The 18,650-nt window shown below is 70.1% G+C and carries 18 protein-coding genes; 14 read left to right on the top strand and 4 right to left on the bottom strand.

Features of this window, described 5'->3' with window-relative positions; genetic code table 11:
* The first annotated feature begins 99 nt into the window (after positions 1-99).
* The 4 genes from HKK74_RS17870 (at position 100) to HKK74_RS17855 (ending at position 3,840) form a co-directional block, all read left to right on the top strand.
* On the top strand, positions 100-675 hold the full coding sequence (locus tag HKK74_RS17870) for a helix-turn-helix domain-containing protein (protein WP_187244354.1): 576 nt from the start codon (positions 100-102) through the stop codon (positions 673-675).
* Between the two features lie 226 nt (positions 676-901).
* Positions 902-1,846, top strand: coding sequence for an ATP-binding cassette domain-containing protein (locus tag HKK74_RS17865; RefSeq protein WP_187244353.1), 945 nt, complete (start codon positions 902-904; stop codon positions 1,844-1,846).
* A complete protein-coding gene (locus HKK74_RS17860; RefSeq protein ID WP_187244352.1) occupies positions 1,843-2,640 on the top strand; it encodes an ABC-2 transporter permease family protein in 798 nt (265 codons plus the stop codon). The genes HKK74_RS17865 and HKK74_RS17860 overlap by 4 nt, the downstream gene beginning before the upstream one ends.
* A 450-nt stretch (positions 2,641-3,090) precedes the next feature.
* Complete coding sequence (locus HKK74_RS17855) at positions 3,091-3,840, top strand: hypothetical protein (protein WP_222722401.1); 750 nt, start codon at positions 3,091-3,093, stop codon at positions 3,838-3,840.
* Between the two features lie 107 nt (positions 3,841-3,947).
* Here HKK74_RS17855 and HKK74_RS17850 read toward each other — a convergent pair whose 3' ends face one another.
* The 3 genes from HKK74_RS17850 to HKK74_RS17840 are packed head-to-tail and all read right to left on the bottom strand — an operon-like array spanning position 3,948 to position 7,114.
* Positions 3,948-5,543, bottom strand: coding sequence for an SMI1/KNR4 family protein (locus HKK74_RS17850; RefSeq protein ID WP_222722400.1), 1,596 nt, complete (start codon positions 5,541-5,543; stop codon positions 3,948-3,950).
* A gap of 51 nt (positions 5,544-5,594) precedes the next feature.
* Positions 5,595-6,233 carry a maleylpyruvate isomerase N-terminal domain-containing protein gene (locus tag HKK74_RS17845; RefSeq protein WP_187244350.1) on the bottom strand — a complete coding sequence of 213 codons (639 nt, stop codon included), beginning with the start codon at positions 6,231-6,233 and terminating at the stop codon, positions 5,595-5,597.
* Positions 6,230-7,114, bottom strand: a complete 885-nt coding sequence (locus HKK74_RS17840) for an NAD(P)-dependent oxidoreductase (RefSeq protein WP_187244349.1) — start codon at positions 7,112-7,114, stop codon at positions 6,230-6,232. Before HKK74_RS17840 ends, HKK74_RS17845 begins: the two co-directional genes overlap by 4 nt.
* Before the next feature lie 127 nt (positions 7,115-7,241).
* On the opposite strand from HKK74_RS17840, the gene HKK74_RS17835 reads away from it, so the two are divergent.
* From HKK74_RS17835 to HKK74_RS17820, 5 genes are all read left to right on the top strand, one after another.
* Positions 7,242-8,255: a GlxA family transcriptional regulator gene (locus HKK74_RS17835; RefSeq protein WP_187244348.1), complete on the top strand. Its 1,014-nt coding sequence runs from the start codon at positions 7,242-7,244 to the stop codon at positions 8,253-8,255.
* Between the two features lie 133 nt (positions 8,256-8,388).
* On the top strand, positions 8,389-8,853 hold the full coding sequence (locus HKK74_RS17830) for an ADP-ribosylglycohydrolase family protein (RefSeq protein WP_187244422.1): 465 nt from the start codon (positions 8,389-8,391) through the stop codon (positions 8,851-8,853).
* A 184-nt stretch (positions 8,854-9,037) separates the two neighbouring features.
* Positions 9,038-9,967: a class A beta-lactamase gene (bla, locus tag HKK74_RS17825; RefSeq protein WP_187244347.1), complete on the top strand. Its 930-nt coding sequence runs from the start codon at positions 9,038-9,040 to the stop codon at positions 9,965-9,967.
* Positions 9,968-10,040: 73 nt separating this feature from the next.
* Complete coding sequence (locus tag HKK74_RS40880) at positions 10,041-10,169, top strand: hypothetical protein (protein ID WP_281397804.1); 129 nt, start codon at positions 10,041-10,043, stop codon at positions 10,167-10,169.
* A gap of 11 nt (positions 10,170-10,180) precedes the next feature.
* Complete coding sequence (locus tag HKK74_RS17820; protein ID WP_187244346.1) at positions 10,181-11,461, top strand: MFS transporter; 1,281 nt, start codon at positions 10,181-10,183, stop codon at positions 11,459-11,461.
* On the opposite strand, the gene HKK74_RS17815 is transcribed toward HKK74_RS17820, so the two are convergent.
* Positions 11,445-13,097, bottom strand: coding sequence for a penicillin-binding transpeptidase domain-containing protein (locus HKK74_RS17815; protein ID WP_246491674.1), 1,653 nt, complete (start codon positions 13,095-13,097; stop codon positions 11,445-11,447). The genes HKK74_RS17820 and HKK74_RS17815 overlap by 17 nt on opposite strands.
* Before the next feature lie 118 nt (positions 13,098-13,215).
* On the opposite strand from HKK74_RS17815, the gene HKK74_RS17810 reads away from it, so the two are divergent.
* The 5 genes from HKK74_RS17810 to HKK74_RS17790 are packed head-to-tail and all read left to right on the top strand — an operon-like array spanning position 13,216 to position 18,596.
* A complete protein-coding gene (locus HKK74_RS17810; RefSeq protein ID WP_187244345.1) occupies positions 13,216-14,178 on the top strand; it encodes a LysR family transcriptional regulator in 963 nt (320 codons plus the stop codon).
* Positions 14,175-15,095 carry a serine hydrolase gene (locus HKK74_RS17805; RefSeq protein ID WP_187244344.1) on the top strand — a complete coding sequence of 307 codons (921 nt, stop codon included), beginning with the start codon at positions 14,175-14,177 and terminating at the stop codon, positions 15,093-15,095. Before HKK74_RS17810 ends, HKK74_RS17805 begins: the two co-directional genes overlap by 4 nt.
* Before the next feature lie 33 nt (positions 15,096-15,128).
* A complete protein-coding gene (locus HKK74_RS17800) occupies positions 15,129-16,307 on the top strand; it encodes an MBL fold metallo-hydrolase (RefSeq protein ID WP_246491673.1) in 1,179 nt (392 codons plus the stop codon).
* Positions 16,308-16,326: 19 nt separating this feature from the next.
* On the top strand, positions 16,327-16,497 hold the full coding sequence (locus HKK74_RS17795) for a hypothetical protein (RefSeq protein ID WP_187244342.1): 171 nt from the start codon (positions 16,327-16,329) through the stop codon (positions 16,495-16,497).
* Positions 16,497-18,596 (top strand): transglycosylase domain-containing protein, encoded by a 2,100-nt coding sequence (locus HKK74_RS17790; protein WP_187244341.1) that lies wholly within the window; start codon positions 16,497-16,499, stop codon positions 18,594-18,596. The genes HKK74_RS17795 and HKK74_RS17790 overlap by 1 nt, the downstream gene beginning before the upstream one ends.
* Positions 18,597-18,650 lie beyond the last annotated feature (54 nt).

The following is an 18,650-nucleotide window of genomic DNA, read 5'->3' as shown; positions in this document are numbered from 1 at the left end:
TGTTGCAGGGCCCGTACATCGGATGGGAGCGGGACGGTGTCGACGCCGGCCAGATCGTGTGGGTGGCATTCTCATTATCAATAATGATAAAATCACCTCGTGGGGACATCGAAGGAACGCTGGGCCGAGTTGGCGTTGCATCCGGTTCGAATACGGATCCTGCGGGCCGTCGCGGGCGCTCGCCGTACAACGCGTGAACTCGCGGAGCTGCTGCCGGACGTGCCGCAGGCCACGCTGTACCGGCACCTTGCGGCCCTCACCCAGGGCGGCGTCCTCAACGTGGTCGAGGAGCGAAAGATGGGGGGTGTGGTCGAGCGGGTCTACGCCTTGCCCGCCGGCGGCGCGGCGCTCAGCGGCGACGCACTGGCCACGGCAACGCCGGAGGACCACGGCCGTTACTTTACCGCGTTCGTCGCCGGCCTGCTGGCCGAGTTCTCCCGCTACCTCGGCCGGCGCCAGGTCGATGTGGTCGCCGATGGCGTCGGCTACCAGCAGGTCGTGCTGCATCTGGACGACGCCGAGTTCGCCCGGTTCGCCCGCGACTTCAGCGAGGTCGTGCGGCCACTGCTCAACAACGAGCCAGGGAAGGCACGGGTACCCCGATTGCTCGCGACCATCGTGCTGCCCGTGGACGAACCGACCGCCGAAAGAGGCGGCGACGACGACACGGCCTGAGCCGACCTCGGTCAGCGGCACATCCGCTCATGGACCGTGACCGCTCATCAGTGTGATCAGAGACCCCGCGGCCGAAGCCGGCATCGCGCGGGGCAGGCAAGGAAGGTGGCTCCATGGCATCGGTGACGATCACAGGAGACCAGATCAACATCCAGTTCACCCCGAGGGAACGGACCTGGACCAGGCGCGAGCGGCTGACCGTCCAGCGGGCTCTGCAGGCAAGCTCATGACGGGCGAACACCTCCGGATCGAGGTGTCGAATCTGACGAAGCGGTTCGGTGCCGTCACCGCCGTGGAGGACCTCTCCTTCACTGTGGAGCAGGGCATGATCACCGGGTTCCTCGGCCCGAACGGCGCCGGAAAGACCACGACGATGCGCATGATCATCGGTCACGTCGCCCCGACCTCCGGCACCGCGACGATCGGTGGCAGACGCTACGGCGACATCCCGTGTCCGTCGGCCACGGTCGGTGCCGTCTTCGACGCCGCCGCGTTCCACCCCCGCCACTCGGCACGTGACCACCTGCTCGTCTACGCCGCGATGGGCGGCTACCCGGCGAGCCGTGTCGCCGAACTGCTCGGGCTGCTAGGTCTGGCCGGCGCCGCCGACCGCAAGACACGCGGCTTCTCCACTGGCATGCGGCAACGGCTCAACCTGGCGACCGCGCTCCTCGGTGACCCTCGCGTACTGCTGCTTGACGAGCCGGGCAACGGCCTGGACCCGGAGGGTATGTCCTGGCTGCGCTCGTTCCTGCGTCACCTGGCCGACGAAGGACGCACGATCCTCATCTCCAGCCACGCGCTCGGCGAAGTCCAGCAGATCGTCGACGACGTCGTGGTGATCCGTCAAGGGCGGCTGGTGGCCTCCGGGAGGCTGTCCGAACTCGCCGGCTCGGCGCCACCGGTCCTGGTCCGCTCACCCGATGCCGCCGTGCTCGCCAGAACTCTCATGGAGAACCCGCCCGAAGGCGTCGCCGCGCCGCGCGTCGAACCGGTCCAGCCGGGGGAGTTGCGGGTGCATGGGCTCGACGCCCCCCAGATCGCCGAGCTGGCCGCGGCGCACCGGTTGCGGGTCCACGGGCTCGTCACCGAGAACGCGAGTCTTGAGCAGCTCTTCCTTGACCTGACCACCAGCGATCTGACGGTCGAAGAACGGGGGAGCGCCCGATGAGACGGTTGATCAAAGCCGAGTTTCGCAGATTGCTGGCGACCCGGATGTGGCTGGTGACCCTGCTGGTCGCCGCCCTTCTCGGCGGCGGGCTGATCGGGATGATGACGATCGTCGGACCGGAGAACTTCGATCCTCCGATGCCGGGACTCCAGACCGAGGCCGGTGTGCGATCGGTCCTCGGCATGCTCGGGTTCACCGCGTTCGTCCCCGCCGCGATCGGCACCCTGGCGGTGACCTCGGAATACCGATACCGAACCGTCAACTTCACCTTCCTGTTCGCCCCACACCGCTGGCAGGTACTGACCGCGAAACTGGTCACCTACGGCGTCGCCGGGATGCTCTATGGGCTCGTACTCACCGGCACGGCGGCCGTGGCGTTCTTCGGTGCCGTGGCCGCACGCGGCGTGTCGCTGGGGATGCCCACCGGAACCGTCATCGAACTGCTCGCCCGCATCGCCGTGGCGATGGTGGCGTACACGGTGCTCGGAGTGGGCATGGGGGCGCTGATCCGCAACCAGACCGCGGCCCTGTGCGTGGTGATCGGCTACCTGTACGCCGGGGAAATGCTCCTCATGATGATCCCTGGCATCAACCTCGTCTACCCATGGCTACCCGGCGGGGCGACCGCATCACTGACGGACTTCACCGCCGTAGCCGACGCCATGTCACAACAACTCTCCACCGACCCCGTCCACCTGCTCTCCCCGGTGGCCGGCGCCATGGTCCTCATGGGATACACGGCGTTGGCGAGCGCTGCCGCGGTGCTCAGACCGATGCGCCGCGACATCACCTGACAGAGGCCGGCGCCCCCGCTGCGCGCGCCGCCAGCCATCCGCTCAGTGCCGGCCCGTCTTGCAGCCGTGCGTCGCAGCACCACGGGCCGCGCAGGCTCTGCTGGTGGTGCAGGGTGAACGTCTCGACGTCATCGGCTCGGTCACCAGATCGGTGAATCAGCCGTGCTGCGCTCAGTGCGGTGGCAGGGGGCGACCAGCCGCGCTACCGGCCTGCCGGAAACGGATACAAAGGGTGCACCCACACCTGCCCGTAGGTGTCCGCGTACGGCGTGTGGCACCGCGTGATCGTCTTCGGTTAGGGTTTGGCGCCCCCGCCACCGCAGACGCTCAGGCGGGTGACCTACCGGAGGTGTGATGCGGTCGGAAGGAGCACCCGGCGAAACCGGCCCCGCCGATCCGGGGACGCCCGCGCGCTCCCCGTGGCCGTCGGACCGCTGGACCAGGCGGACGATGATCACGATGATCGCCGGTCTCGCTGTGATCGTGGTCCTGCAGGCTGTGGTGGCCGTGGTAGTGATCGGCGCGGTGACTGCGGACAGGGACGCCGACCAGTCCCGGCCGGCACCGGCGACCGCGTCACCGCATCCACTGCGGCCACCGCAACCGACCGATGACCAGGCGCCGCCCGGCCCCACGATGAGCACCACCACGATGCCCACGATGACTCCGCGGCCGACGCCTACCGTCACGAGGCTCGCCTGGCGCACCGAGACACTCTCGTCCGGAGCGCAGCTGCTCGTCCTCGGCGATGTGGACGCGGTACCGAGGGACCCCTCGGCCATCTCGGCTGAGGACTATCACGCGGCCGAGGAACGCGGTGATGTCAAGGTCGTCAAGGTCAGGGGCTGGTGGTGCGTCACCAAGGTCGAGGCTCGGCTCAGCCTGTCCGCGGGATACGTGCGCAGCGCCGGATTCGAGACCCGGTGCTCGCAACGGCCGGGCCGGATGCGGCAGCATTTCCGGTTCGAGCGAAGCAGCTGGAGCGGAATGCGCGGCTACAGCGGCGGTGACGTTACGCCGTGGACCGGTGCCCAGATCCAGGCGAGCGGCCAGCGGTCGGTCCCGTGCCCGGCCGGCCGCACAGGAACCTACGATTACCGCCTCCGCGTCTTTCTGCAGATCGAACGACTTCCGGTCGGCGAAGTGCCCGCCCTCAGCAACGACCGATTCCGGGGCGACTGCGGCACCGGCGTCAGCTGAAACGGCATCCGCCGGCCAGCGGTCATCGGCCACCCGCAGCAGGTCACCGAGCCCGCGTATCGATCACCAAGACCTGCGCCTGGTCTGCGGCAGAAACGCCGTGGCTCCTATCTGCGCTTCAGGTGGGAAGGGTGCCGGTGGTGCGGAGCGCGCCCCCGGTGTCCAGGCCGAGGCGCGCCGACCAGGTCAGGGCCTCGTCGAGAGGGGCGTCGTCGTCGGCCAGGCGGGCGGCGGCGAGGGTGGGCGGTGCCTTGCCCTCGTCCAGCAGGATGGTCCACTGCCGCGCGGTGAGGGCCAGGTAGCGCAGGTCGGGCAGGTCTGTCAGGACGGTCAGGTCGCGAACGTCGGCGCGGGAGAGGTCCAGGCAGCGCAGGTTCGGGACGGTGCGCAGCGGGGCGATGTCGATCGGGGTGGTGGTGCCCAGGTCCAGGGAGGTGAGGTCGCGGTGGCCTTCGAGCGGGGTCAGGTTGCCGCCGTCCAGGGTGACGCGCAGGGACTCGACGGGCAGCGCGCGGACCGGCGCCAGGTCGGCGGCGGCGCAGCGGTTGAGGTGCAGCAGCCGCAGGTTCGGGGCGGCGGTGAGCGGGGCCAGATCGACCGGGCTCGCGGCGTCGTTGATGTGGATGGCTTGAAGGCCGGGCGGGACCTGGCCGGGGATCTCGCCGACGATCCTTTCGGGGCCGAGGCTGCGGGCGGGTTCCAGTAGGGAGATGTGGTCGCCGTTCTGCTTCGTAGGCTCCCTGCTCCAGCAGCTCCAGATGGCGGCCGAGCAGCGAGGTCACCGAGTCGGCGAGGTAGGCCGGGCCGCCGTCGTAGTCGCGGCCGATGCGGATGACCTGGCCGGGGTGGCCGTTTCGGGCCGGGGCCAGGTCCACCGCCAGGTAGTTGCCGTCCTCGCCGGTGCCGAAGGGTAGCCAGGCCGGGTGCCCGCCGCGGCGCCGGACGGTGTCGGGCGGTTCGGCGTCGAAGACGACCGAGTCCCAGGCCAGCTCCCAGCCGAACCAGACCGGCTCGTGCTGGTCGGCGTGGTCGGCGACCAGGTCTTCCAGCGCCAGCCAGGCGTTGCCCCCGAGCAGGTAGCGGTGCTCGTAGCCGATGCCGTCGCCGTCGGCGATCAGGTACAGCGCTCGCAGGTCGGCGGGCAGGGGCCGGCCGATGCGGCGTTCGGCCTCGTTGAGTGCGGCGGCGGACGCGGGTGGCGGTAGTTGCTCGGGCCGCCCCAGGATCGCGGCGCGCCGTTCCATGTACTCGCGGAACCGCGCCACCGCCAGCTCGGGATCGCCCGCCGGGGCGGTCGTGCCCTCCTCTTGCCCGGAACCGGGCTGGGGCAGCCGGTAGCCGGGGTCCAGGACGGCCTGGAAACCGCCGCCCCGTCCGCGCAGGCTGGTGATCACGTCCGCGAACGCGACCAGCCCGTACTCCCCGGATGGCCGGCACACGATCTCCAGGCTGGTGCGTTCCCAGCCCCGGACCTCCCGCACCGCCTCCGCCAGCCTCTCCAGCTCCATGAAGGGGCTGGGCACCGGGTTGCGCCAAAGGGGCGCGCCGGGGACGGCGTAGCCGCCGGACACCGAGACGCCGCCCCGGCCCGCCGTGCTGGCCAGCACCGCGTGGGACCAGCCCGCCGGCGCGCTCGCGACGATCTCCTCGACGACCCGCCGCGCGGCCCGCTCGACCATGTCCTGCTCCCGTCCTGTCGGCACTGCCGGTGATCATGGCAGAGGCGGTGACAGATCGGGACGGACTACAGCTTCTCAGCGCACGGTGCCGTCCCACTGCCAGTCCTCGCGCCGGGGTAGCCCGGGAAGTCGAATGCGGCCCGTGCACCACAGGAGGGTGTCGGATGGGCCGTGCCCGGAAGGGGCATCGGGGAAGAGGCGGGTGAGGACGGCGGCGCTGAGGCCCTCGGGCGGGGTCCAGGAGAGGCCGAGGGCGCGGGTGATGTCATAGGTGTGGACGGCCAGTTCGGTGACCCCCATGGCGGCGAAACCAGCGGCGTCGGAGTGGCCCCAGGGGTGCCACGCCCGGGCTTCCGCAGTCGTGTCGCGGACGGTCGAGGTGAGTAGGGATGCGGCGATGCGGATGCCTTCCAGGCAGGTGTGAACGGGGGCTTGGGGGTCGAGTGACGCGAAGAGGGTGATGTAGCGGTCGGTGGGGCGGGCGATGAGCAGGCCCGCGTAGCCGACCAGGCCGAGGGCGAGGTGGTCGAGGGTCTGGCGGCAGGTCCATTCGAGGTCGCCTGCGGGGCTCGACCAGTTCTGGTCGGTTCCCGTGAGAAGGGCATCCAGGCACTCGCCGGTTGCGGCGGACAACAGGTCCGGCCATGGACCGGCGCCGGTGGCGGGTATCTGATTATGCGAGGGATCGGCCAAGGCCGTCGGTGTCGCGGTCATTCGCCGCCCGCCGGGTTCTTCAAGACCTCGATCACGCTCGCGTAGCTGTCGGAGCCGTGGCCGGCGGCCTTGGCCCGTTCCATGGTGGTCTTCAAGAGCTCGGGCAGCGCGTTGTCGATGTTGCGCGCCGCTGCGGCGTGGATGAGGTGGTCGATCGTCGCGATCTGTACGTCGACGGTGGCGTCGTCGCCCGGGTAGCGGCCGGCGTCCACTTGGGAGGCGTACGTGGTCAGGAACCCGGCCACGGCGGTCAGCCAGCGGATCGCGACGGGGGTGAAGGTCGTGGCCTCTGTCTTCTCCGCGCCGACCAGCGCGGTGCCGTGCAGCCAGCCGGTCATGGTGGACCACATCAGGCCGAGCAGAGCGGCATCGTAGAGGGAGGCCAGGCCAAGGTCGTCGCCCAGGTACAGGGGGTCGCCCAGGGTTGCCAGGGTCGGCCGGTGGGCTTCGAAGACGGCGCGTGAACCGCTGTACAGGAACATCATCTCGGGGCTGCCGACGCCGGGCGGGGTGGTCATGATCGCGCCGTCGAGGTAATCGGCGCCGTGCGACCGGGCCCACGCGACGGCCTCGTGCGCCTGCTCGGGGGAGCCGGAGGTGAGGTTGACCAGGACCTTGCCCGCGAGGGAGCCGGCGACGGGGTCGAGGACGGTGTGCAGTGCCTCGTAGTCGAGCACGCAGGCGATGGTGAGCGGGCTCGCCGCGATCGCCTCCTCGGGTGTCGCGGCCAGGCGGGCACCCCGGTCGACCAGCGGCTGGGCCTTGTGCGGCGAGCGGTTCCACACGGTGGTCGGGTGGCCCCGCTCCAGCAACGCGGCCGCCAGCGCCGAGCCCATCGAGCCCAACCCGACGACGGTTACGGCCAGACGATCAGAACTCATGCCACAACTCCTTGTACATCCGCCTGCGGCGGTTGATCACGTACGGACCACGCTCGCAGCGCGCGACGGCTCAAGAAAGTGACAGGGATGACGGCCGACCCCAAATTCCTGCCATACCCTTCGGGGTATGAGTGCTGGTTCCGTCGCCGTGGTCGTGACCGAGGAGATCGGGGTCCCCTCCTGGGACCTGTACGAGTTGAGCATCCCCTGCACCGTCTTCGGGAAGCCGCAGCCCGATCTGGCCGACCCCTGGTACGACCTGCGGCTATGCGGAACCGGAGAGCGGCCGCAGGACGGCGCACCGGCCGGTGCCGGGCTGACGCTGCAAACCCGCTACGGGCTCGACGACCTGGCCGGCGCCGACACGGTCATCGTGCCCTCGGTGCCCGACCCCTGCGTCGAGGAGGGCAGACCGCTGCCACAGGCGCTGATCACGGCCCTGCGCCGCGCCTACGACGCAGGTGCCCGCATGGTCTCCCTGTGCACCGGCGCCTTCGCACTCGCCGAGGCGGGACTGCTCGACGGACGCCGCGCCACCGCCCATTGGATGCACACCGCTCAACTGGCCGAGCGCTACCCGAAGGTACACGTCGACGACTCCGTGCTGTACGTGGACGACGGTGACGTGCTCACCAGCGCCGGGCTCACCGCCGGACTCGACCTCTGCCTCCATCTCGTACGCCGCGACCTCGGCGCGCACATCGCCAACCAACTGGCCCGCCGGATGGTGGTACCCGCCCACCGCCCCGGCGGCCAAGCCCAGTTCATCGACCTGTCCGTGCCCACCACCGACGACAAAGGACTGGGCCCCGTACTGGACTGGGCCCGAGCCCACCTGGACCAACCACTGACGGTCGAGGACCTGGCCCAGCGGGCCGCAATGAGCCCCCGAACGCTCTACCGGCAGCTCCACGCGGCCACGGGGACGACACCTTTGCAGTGGCTGCTCCATCAGCGCCTGGGACGCGCCCAAAGTCTTCTGGAATCCACAGACCTGCCGATCGAGAAGATCGGGGAACTGAGCGGCCTCGGCACGCCGAACAACCTCCGCCACCACTTCCTCAAACACATCGGGGTATCGCCGAGCGACTACCGGCGGGCCTTCCCCCGGACATTGCCCGACCCGTCCCCTGCCACTTGACCCGGAACCTCCCGTCAATCGGCCAGGGCTCCGCGTGACCTGGCCCGTCTTCCGAGTTCGGCGTTTTGCGCATCCCTCGGCTCAGCCGGAGGATGGCCGCCATGGTCTTCAATGCGGCTGAACGCGCCCTCACCTGCTGGCCGCCACCGAGGCGGCCGCGTCCGCTGAAGTCACCCACACCCACGCCGAGGGCATCGCGGGCGCCGTGGCGATCGCTGTGGCCGCCTCACACGTCGCGGGTCCCGGACCGCACGACATCTTCGAGGCCGTGCTCGATCACCTGACGAACGGCCTCGTCAGGCAAGGTGTGGAACAGGCTCGGAAGCTGCCGGCCATCAGCGCCCAGGAGGCCGCAGCGCAGCTTGGCAACGGCTCTCGGATCACGGCGGAAGACACAGTGCCGTTCACGCTGTGGGTAGCCGCTCAGCACCTGAACGACTACGAGACAGCCGTACGGACCTGCGCCGCGGTCGGCGGTGACAGGGACACCACCGCGGCGATCGTGGGCGGCATCATCGGGGCGCGCGCTCCCAGCATCCCAAGCATCTGGCGGCAATACCGCGAACCACTCCCGGCATGGTTCGGCCACGACGCCTGATGGGATCCGACCGGTGTTTCCCCCTCACCGCTTGACCAGCTTTGATATCAATTCAATTATCAATTCGAGAGTGATATCGATATTGGACATCACATGATCGGCTCTGGTCTGCTAGACGGCATCGACGTCCACCCGAGGTCGTGATCACGTAGAGCCACAGGCAAGTGAAAGCAGGCACTACCGAATGTCCTTTGAGCAGTCCGGCCCGTCCCGCCGTGCTGTGCTGGTAGCCGCAGCTCTCCTGCCACTGGCGGGGTGCGACGCAGGTGATCGCCCAGCCTCCGGGTCATCCCCGGCGCCGGGTCGCCGCTCTGTCAGCTCCCCGACGAGTTCCCCGGACAGTTCGCAGTTCGCGGCGCTCGAACGCAAGCACGGTGCCCGTCTGGGCGTGTACGCCCTGGCAACCGGTACCGGCGCGACGGTGGCCTACCGTGCGGACGAGCGTTTCGCGTTCTGCTCCACCTTCAAGACACTCGCCGCGGCGGCGGTCTTGCACCGAAACCCACTCAGTCACCTGGACAAGCGCGTCACCTACACCAAGGCCGACGTCAACTCCATCTCGCCGATCACCATGGATCACGTCGCGACCGGATTGACCATCAGGCAACTGTGCGATGCCGCCATCCGCTACAGCGACGGCACGGCGGGCAACCTGCTGATGCGCGACATCGGCGGTCCGGCGCAGTTGACCGCCTATCTGCGCGGACTCGGAGACACCATCAGCCGCATGGACGACTACGAGCCGGAGCTGAACAGAGTCGGCCCGAAGGACCCGCGCGACACCACCACTCCCCGGGCGATCGCCGCCGACCACCACAAGCTCGTGCTTGGTGACGCGCTGACCGCTGACAAACGCGCCCTGCTCAAAGACTGGCTCGAACGCAACACCACCGGAGCCAAACGCATCCGGGCCGGGCTTCCCAAGGGATGGACGGTGGCTGACAAGACCGGAACCGGCGACTACGGCAGGGCCAACGACATCGCCATCGTGTGGCCGCCCCACACCGCCCCGCTCGTGGTGGCCATCATGTCCGACCGATCCGGATACAACACCCCGCCCAAAGACTCCCTGATCGCCGAAACCACAAAGCAGATCGTCTCCGATCTCACCTAACCTGCTTCACCACCTCCAGGCAGGAGACGAATCCGGGTCGCGAGGGCGTGCCGGCAAGTCCGATCCCGGGCTGATGAAATGGGGCATCCACTACACGAGTGACGATATCGTGGACAATTCACCCATCATGAAGGACCACGTGGACACCGGCATGACCGTCGCCGCCCTCGGGCTCGGGCTCGGGCTCGGCAGGATCCGTTAGGACGCCACCGGATGCCCACCGGCGGCATGGCCGCCCTCCGTACGTCCCGCCCCGCCGGCACGCCGCGTTCAGCCGGGCGGGACGCTGCGGACCGCCAGGCGATCGCGGTCGTCATCGGCGTGCAGGTCGCCACGGCGCTCGGTTACTACGCGGTGATGGGGCACCTCGTGGCCCATCTGCGGGACGACGCGGGACTGCTCGCCGGGACGATCGGCCTGGTGCTCGGCACCCGGTTCCTCGTCCAGTCCGTGCTGCAGCCGCTGCTGGGTGCGCTGACCGACGTGCTCGGGCCGCCCCTCTCCGGGGTGCTCGCGTGCGGGCTCCGCGTGGCGAGCTTCGCGCTGCTGGCGACGGCGGACGGCCCACTCGGCCTGCTCGGCGCGGCCTGCCTGCTCGGTGCGGGCGGCTCGCTCTACCAGCCGGCCGTACAGGCCCTCATCGCCGGAACGTCCCCCGCGCGGCGTCCCGGCGGCTTCGCCGCCTACCTGGTCAGCGGGCAGGTCACGGCCGTGGTCGCGCCGCTGGCCGGGCTCGCCGTCCTGAATGGCGGCGGCTTCGGCCCCCTCGCGGCCGGCGCCGCACTGTGCTGGGCGATCGCCGGCACCCTGTTCCTCTCCCTGTTCCTGGTCCAGCGCCGCCGCCCCCGCACCTCGCCCGGCCCGGGGGCGGATCAAGCCCTCTGTCGTCCCCGAGCCGGTACGGGGGTGGAGACGCTCCGTGGCGTGGCCACCGTCGCCCGCGACCGGGCGTTCCTCCGCTTCGCCGTGGCGACCGCCGCCAGCATGCTGCTCGCCGGAGCGACGACGACGGTCGTACCCCTCAGGGGCTTCGGGCCGGGCTGGACGACCCTGTTCTTCTGCGTCGCCGCCGCGGTCACGGCCCTGGTGCAGCCGTGGTGCGCCACCGGCAGTCGCGCCGACCGTCCGCGCGTTCTCCAGGCGGGGATGCTGTTGATGGGCGCGTGCTACCTGGTGCTCCTTCCGCTGGACGGGGGCGGATTGCCGCAGGCCGTCGGCCTGGTGGCTGTCGCCGCGCTGGGGGGAGCGGGGCAGGGCCTCATGCAGCCCTCGATCTTCCAGTCCATCGCCCGGTACGCGCCTCCCGAGCGGGTGGGCGCCCACCTCGGGGTGTTCTCATTTCTCTCCGGCATCACCGTGTTCGCGGGCGGTCTCGTGGTCGGAGCGCTCTTCGACGCCGGGCCGGCGGGGGCGACCACCGCGCTGGCCGCGCTCGCCGTCCTCGGGGCGGTGTCGGCGGCGGCCTGCGCCCGTCCCCTCACCCGGCGGCCCTGAGGAACCTCGCCGCGATGGGGGCGGCGGCTTCGGCGCCCGTCCCGCCGCCCTCGACGATCACGGCGAACGCCAGGTCGCCGCGGTAGCCGATGAACCAGGCGTGCGTGGGCGGGTCGTCGCCCTCCCCGAACTCCGCGGTGCCGGTCTTGCCCGCCGTCCCGGACGGGAAGCCGACGCCGGCTGCGGTCCCCTCGCTGACGACGGCGGGCATGAGGGAGTGCAGCGCCCGCTCCACGGCGGGTTGCAGCTTGTGCGGCGGCTCGGGCTTGCGGCCCTTGGCATCCAAGGCCTGGGACGCGAGTGAGGCGTCGACCAGGCGGGGCGAGCGCCATACGCCGTCGGCGGCGGCCGCCGCGACGCTCGCCATGTTCAGCGGGCTGGTGAGGACCTGTCCCTGCCCGAACGCGGCGGCGGCGAAGGAGGCGTCGTCCTTGTTGTCCGGGAACGCGGCCCGGACGGCGGGGAGCCCCGCGACGATCGGGGCGTTGAAACCGAACTGGGCGGCGACCTGACCCAGCTGCCGCTCGCCGAGCCGGTCCACGGCGAGACGCGCGAACGTGGTGTTGCACGAATGCGCGAACGCCTCGCGGAGCGGTACCGTCCCGAAGTCCTCGTGGTGGTAGTTGTGGAACGAGCGGCCCCCGACCATGGTGGTGGCCGGGCAGCCGACGCGGGTCCCGGCGTCCATGCCGCCCGCGACCAGCGCCGCCGCCGTGACCACCTTGAACGTCGAGCCGGGCGGGTACTGGCCCATCAGCGCCCGGTTGTAGCCGCCGGGCTTGTTCGCCACGGCGAGGATCTCCCCGGTGGATGGACGCAGCGCGACCAGCGACGCGGGCTTGGCCACCTCGCCGATGGCCGCACCGGCGGCGCGCTGTGCCTTCTGGTCGAGGGTCGTCCGCAGGGGCTTGCCCTCGGCGCCGCCGAACCGCTGGAGCGTCCGCACCGGCTTGCCGTCCGCGCCGACGATCTGGACGGCGAGGGCGGGCGTACCGGCGAGGCGACGCTCGTACTGCCGCTGGAGACCGTCCACGCCGATCGGGTCGCCCGCACGGTACGGGGCGCCGAGCTTCTTCGCGACGTCGGCGGACGCGGGGCCGAGCGGGCCGACGAGCTGCTGGACGGACCCGGACGGCGAACCGCTCAGGCTGCTGCCGTCCGCCGCCTGGACGTCCGCCCGAGTGAGCCACGTCCGCGCGGCGCGAAGTCGCTGCCCTTCCTTGAGGGTCGGGTGCATGACCTGCGGAGACCACGCCACACGCCACTTGCCGCCCCGCTTGGTGAACGACAGTGAGCCGATGTACTTCCAGACTCGTCCACCCGACAGCGTCAGCTCAGCGCTGTACGAGCCGCCCGCCTCGTCGTCATTGGGCCCTTCGACCGAGGCGACCTCGTAGCGCTGCCGCGTGACGCCCAGGTCGTCTCGCATGCGGGCGAACCGTGTCTCGAAATCGGCGGGCGGATGGTCGGTCAGGGCGCGCATCGCGGCGAAGTCGCCGCCGCTCCAGGCCGCGAGGTAACGCTTCGCGGTCTGCTGTGGCCCTTCGTCGTCGCGCAGGAACCACACCGCTCCCGCCCCCACGAGCACGGCCACGGCCGCGATCGCGGCGGCGACCATGCGGGATCGGCGCATCATCGGACTCCTCTCTCTCCGGCAACCTTCGTCAGGGCCCTAAGGACAGCAGCTGACCAGCGAAAAGTCCAAGACTCATATGAATGTGACAGTTATACGTGGATTGATATGATCGCTGCTCGTGAACCTGGTGGGGCATCTGAACTGTTTCGTCGTCGTCGCCGAAGAACTCCACTTCGGCCACGCGGCGGAGCGTCTCGGCATGGCCCAGCCACCACTGAGCCAGCGGATCCAGCGGCTGGAGAAGGAACTCGGCGTGCGGCTGTTCGAGCGGTCGAGCCGGAAGGTGGAGCTCACCGCGCCGGGGAGGCTGCTGTTGGAGGATGCTCGTGAGATCCTCACCCGCGTGGACCGCGTCTATGCCCTCGCCGAGCGGGCGCGCCTCGGCGAGGTCGGCGAGGTGCGCGCCGGCCTGCCGAGCGACCTCGGGGGGCCGATCGTCGCCGCGCTGATCGCCGCGTTCCGCCAGCACCGCCCGGACCTGCGCCTCGACCTGCGCGAGACCGGGACGGCCGAGCAGATCCGCGCGCTGGCCGAGGGCGCGCTCGACGCCGGGATCGTCCGGCACCCGTGCGACACCCGCGATCTGGAACTCGGGCCGATGCTCGGCCAGCCGGTCGGCGTGCTGCTGCCCGCCGACTCCGACCTCGCCGCCTCCGCCGAGGTCCACCTCGCCGACCTCACCGGGCACGACCTGGCCGTCTTCCCGCGCGAGGAGGCGCCAGGGACGTATGACGAACTGCTGGCCGCGTGCCGCCGCCACGGGTACGCACCGCCCGCCGTCCACGAGGCGCGGCATCCGCAGTTCGCGCTGGGGCTCGTCCTCTCCGGGACGGCCGTGGCGCTGGTCGCGCGTACCGACGACGTCGCCGGGGCGACGTGGCGTCCGCTGCTCGGCGAGCCGCTCACCTGGCGTACGTCCTGCGTGTGGCGGCGTGCCCGGGATCCCGAGCAGGCCCGCGCCATCGCCGACTTCACCGCCATCGCGAATGCCGTGCTGCCCCGCGAGGCGGGCATGACGCCGCTGGACGGCGCGCCCGTCCGCCGCGTCGTCCAGCGCCCGGCCTCGGGCTTCCTGGCATGAGCGCCCCCCGCGAGATCACGCCCCGTGAGCTCCGGTCGGACGTGCGCGTGCGGATCGAAGCGGCGTTCCGCGACGCCGGGGTGACGGGATTCCTCCACGCCATCGATATCGAAACCGGACGGGAGGTCGCGGTCCGCGCCGACGAGCCGGTCGTGCTCGCCTCTGTCTTCAAGGTGCCGCTGCTCGTCGCCTTCCACCGGCAGGCGGCGGACGGCCTGCTCGACCCGACCGAACCCGTCACGCTGCGTCCCGAGGACCGCACCATCGGGCCGACCGGCGTGTCCGCGCTGCTGGACGAGGTGCGCATGTCCCTGCGCGACCTCGCCTGCCTCATGATCACCGTCAGCGACAACACGGCCGCCGACGCGGTGCTGGACCGGGTCGGGCTGGACGCGGTCAACGCGACCGCCGCCGCGCTGGGCCTGCCCGGCACTGTGGTCGAGGGTAGCGGTCGCGATCTGCTCGACATGCTGCTCGCCGACGCCGGGGCGACGACGCTGGGGGAGGTGTGGTCCTGGCTGGATGAGCCCGGCGTGCTCGGCCGCCTGCGCGCCCTCGATCCGCACCGGACGAGCCGCAGTATCTCCCGCGAGATGACCCGGCTGCTCGGCCTGATCTGGCGGGACGAGGCCGCGCCGCCCGCCGAGTGCGCGGCCATGCGCCGCCTGTTCGGGCTCCAGGTCTGGCCGCACCGGCTGTCGTCCGGCTTCCCGTACGACGACGTGGTGGTCAGCGGCAAGACCGGGACGCTGCCGACGATCCGCAACGAGGTCGGCGTGGTGGAGTACCCGGACGGCGGCCGGTACGCGGTGGCGGTCTTCACCCGGTCACTGCTGCCGATCGCCGTCCTGCCGCAGGCCGACGCCGTGATCGGGACGGCCGCGCGGCTGGCCGTGGAGTGGCTCCGCCGCCCCTGATCGCCGTTCCCGGGCGATCTCTTCGCTCGTCACATGCCACTTGAGCAGCATCGATATCAATTTCTCGATCAATTCGAGAGCGATATCGATATTGGACATCACATGATCGGCTCTGGTCTGCTGGCGGCATCGACGTCCACCAGAGGTCGTGATCGCGTAAACCCCCGGGCAAGTGAAAGCAGGTACAACCGAATGTCCGTTGAGCAGTCCGGCCCGTCCCGCCGTGCTTTGCTGGGAGCCGCGGCTCTCCTGCCACTGCTGCCACTGGTGGGACGCAAGGCCGAGGCATCGGCCACCGCGCCCAAGAGCGCGCAGGACTACTACGACCGCGCAGCCAGACTGGCCGGCAACGATCCGGTCCTGCTGGCCCTCGTCGATGCGCTCGCCCCGGACTATGTGATGCCGCCTGTGGAGGCACCCGAGCCGCTGAGGATCTTCGACAACGTGGCGGTGGTGAGCACCGGCTTCGTATCGGCCACGGCGCTCCTCACGTCCCAGGGCGTCATTCTCATCGACGCGCTGGGGTCACCGGACGACGCCGAGAAGATCATTGTTCCTCAGCTGAGTTCCGTGGGAGTGGACCCATCGAAGATCAAGTATGTGGTGGCCGCCCACGGTCACTGGGATCATTTCGGCGGCGCCCAGTACTTCGCCGACCAGTACGGGGCCCGGGTCATGATGGGCCCAGCCGACTGGGACCTCATCGCCGCCGACCCCCCGGCCAACGCTCCCAACCGAGACCTGGAAATCTCCGACGGTCAGAGGCTGACCCTCGGCGACACGACGGTCGCGTTCCATCACACGCCCGGACACACGCCAGGTACCGTCTCGTCGATCTTCCCGGTGCGGTGGAAAGGGCGGCGGCACACCGCGATGTTGCTGGGTGGGACCAACCCGCCCGCCGCGACCGCGGACAAGCGGGCCCATCTCTCCTCTGTACTCGCCTTCGCCTCCCGGATGAGGCAGGCAGGTGTGGACGTTGAGCTGAACAACCACGGAACCTGCGACCACGGCCTGAAGCGCATGGAGGAACTGCGCAGCGGGTCTGCGGAACCCGGGAACCCGTTCACCATCGGCCAATCCAGGGCGCAGCGTTTCATGAACGTCATGGAGACCATGCTGCGCGGCCGTATCGCCTCCGACCAAGAGGCGCACACCGCCACCCCTCCAGTGGCCGCCTCACCCGTGCAATCGACCCGCACCTGCTGCTGACGGCCGGTCGGGAGACAGCATGAACCAACCGCGTCCAAGATCACGAACCTGCCCGGCACTCGCAGGCGCAGCCTCGGCCGCGGCGGCGCCTGCGACCGCCGTACTGGCCCAGCGATCCGCCGGGGCCGCCGACGACAAGATCATCGCGGACACCGCCACCGTCCTGGCCCGCGGCCTCGGCAGGCTCTGATGTCACGTTGGGGGACGAAGATCGTACGACTCGCCGCCGCGGGCGCGGTGGCGGGCGTGCTCGTGGCGGGGATCATGGTTCCGGCAGTGGGGGGCGCAGGCCTCGGGTTCATGTCGGCGGAGGACGCGGTCGACCTCAGGCCGGTCGAGCTGGTCGAGCCGCCGCCGGCCGAGGTCACGATCGTGCAGGACGCCAAGGGGAGCGAGATCGCGCGCTTCTACGAGGAGTACCGGGAGGTCGTCGCCTTCGACGAGATCGCCGAGACCATGAAGACGGCGATCGTCGCGATCGAGGACTACCGCTTCTACGAGCACGGAGCGATCGACATCGAGGGCACGATACGGGCGCTGGCCACGAACCTGCAGGCAGGCAAGGTGAGCCAGGGCGGGTCGAGCATCACCCAGCAGTACGTCAAGCAGGTGCTGCTCAACTCCGCCGACACCGGAGCGGAGCGCAACTCCGCTCTGGAGGCCAGCTATGCGCGCAAGCTGAACGAGCTGCGGTACGCCATGGGGGTCGAGAAGAAGTACGCCAAGGATCAGATCCTCGAGAAATATCTGAACATCGCCTACTTCGGTGCCGGTGCCTACGGCGTCGAGGCGGCGGCCAAGCGCTTCTTCGGCGTCAAGGCCGGCAGGCTCACGTTGCCGCAGGCTGCGACGCTGGCGGGCGCCGTACAGGACCCGAACGCCACCGACCCGAACCTCGGCACGAAGCACCGCGATCGGCTGCTGAACCGCCGTGACGTCGTGCTGAACCGGATGGCCGAGCTGGGCAAGATCACCCAACAGGAGGCGGCCGCGGCGAAGGCCACCAAGCTCGGCCACAAGGGCACGAAGATTCCCGGCGGCTGCGAGTCCAGTAAATATCCGTACTTCTGCCTGTACGTCCGGCACGAGATCCTGAGCAACCCCGACTTCGGCAAGACGGCCGAGGCGCGACTGGAGATGCTCAACCGCGGTGGCTTGACGATCAGGACCACGATCGACCCGGCCATGCAGGCGGCAGCGAATCGGGCGATCAGGAAGTATGTGCGCGCCTCCGACGGCCCCGTCGCCTCCGAGGCCCTGGTCCAGCCGGGCACCGGAGCGATCAGGGCCATGGCGGCGAGCAGGCGGTACGGCGTCAGCAAGGCCAGGAACGAGATGTCCTACAACCTCGTCGCGGACGCCGAGCACGGCGGCGGCGTCGGCTTCCAGGCGGGCTCCACGTTCAAGGTCTTCACCCTGATCAACGCGCTGAAGACGGGCATGAAGCTCGACGACGGCCTGAGCGCGGGTGCCGGGTACCGCGCGCCGGGCTACTCGACGTTCAAGAACTGCAAGGGCGAGAACATCGGTGACCCGACGCATACGGTCACCAACGACGAAGGCTCCCCGGGATGGAAGACGTTGCGGACCGGCACCTGGAGCTCGGTGAACACGTTCTTCATGGAGCTGGAGCAGCGGGTTGGGCTCTGCGGGACGGTCACCACGGCCAAGTCGCTGGGCATCCGCCGCTCGGACGGGCGCAAGCTGCAGGAGTTCGAGACGTTCACACTCGGTATCAACGAGATGGACCCGGTGACGGTGGCCAACGCGTACGCGGCGATCGCGGCGCGCGGCAAGTACTGCGCGCCGATGGCGATCACCCGGATCACCGACCGCGACGGCAGGGCCACCACGTACCGGCCGAAGTGCCGCCAGGTGCTCGACCCCGGCATCGCGGACGCCACGGCCGACGTGCTGTCCGGCGTCTTCACCAAGGGCACGATGCGAGGCGTCGGCGGCATCGGGCGCGACGCGGCGGGCAAGACCGGCACCACCGACGACTACGCGACCGCGTGGTTCGCCGGCTTCACCCCTGACCTGGCGGCGGCGGTCAGCATTGGGGACCCGCGCGGCTCCAGCGACCACAAGCTGATCGGGGTGACGATCGGCGGGCGATACTACGGGGCAGTGGCTGGGGCCACCCTTCCCGGGCCGATCTGGAACGACACGATGATCGGCGCGCTGAAGGGCGTCCCGCCGACGCCGTTCCCACCCATCGACTCGGCTCGGTTCGAGGGATGCTCCCAGGATTGCCGGTCCGCGCCGCAGTCCCACGGACGGCGACGGTGACGGCGATGACACCCAGGAGGGGGACGCGCTCCGCGAACTTCCAGTCGTCATGTG

Source organism: Actinomadura alba, assembly GCF_014323705.1.
Lineage (GTDB): Bacteria > Actinomycetota > Actinomycetes > Streptosporangiales > Streptosporangiaceae > Actinomadura_C > Actinomadura_C alba.
Note: the sequence above shows the minus strand (reverse complement) of the source record. Positions and strands in the feature narration are given on the sequence as shown.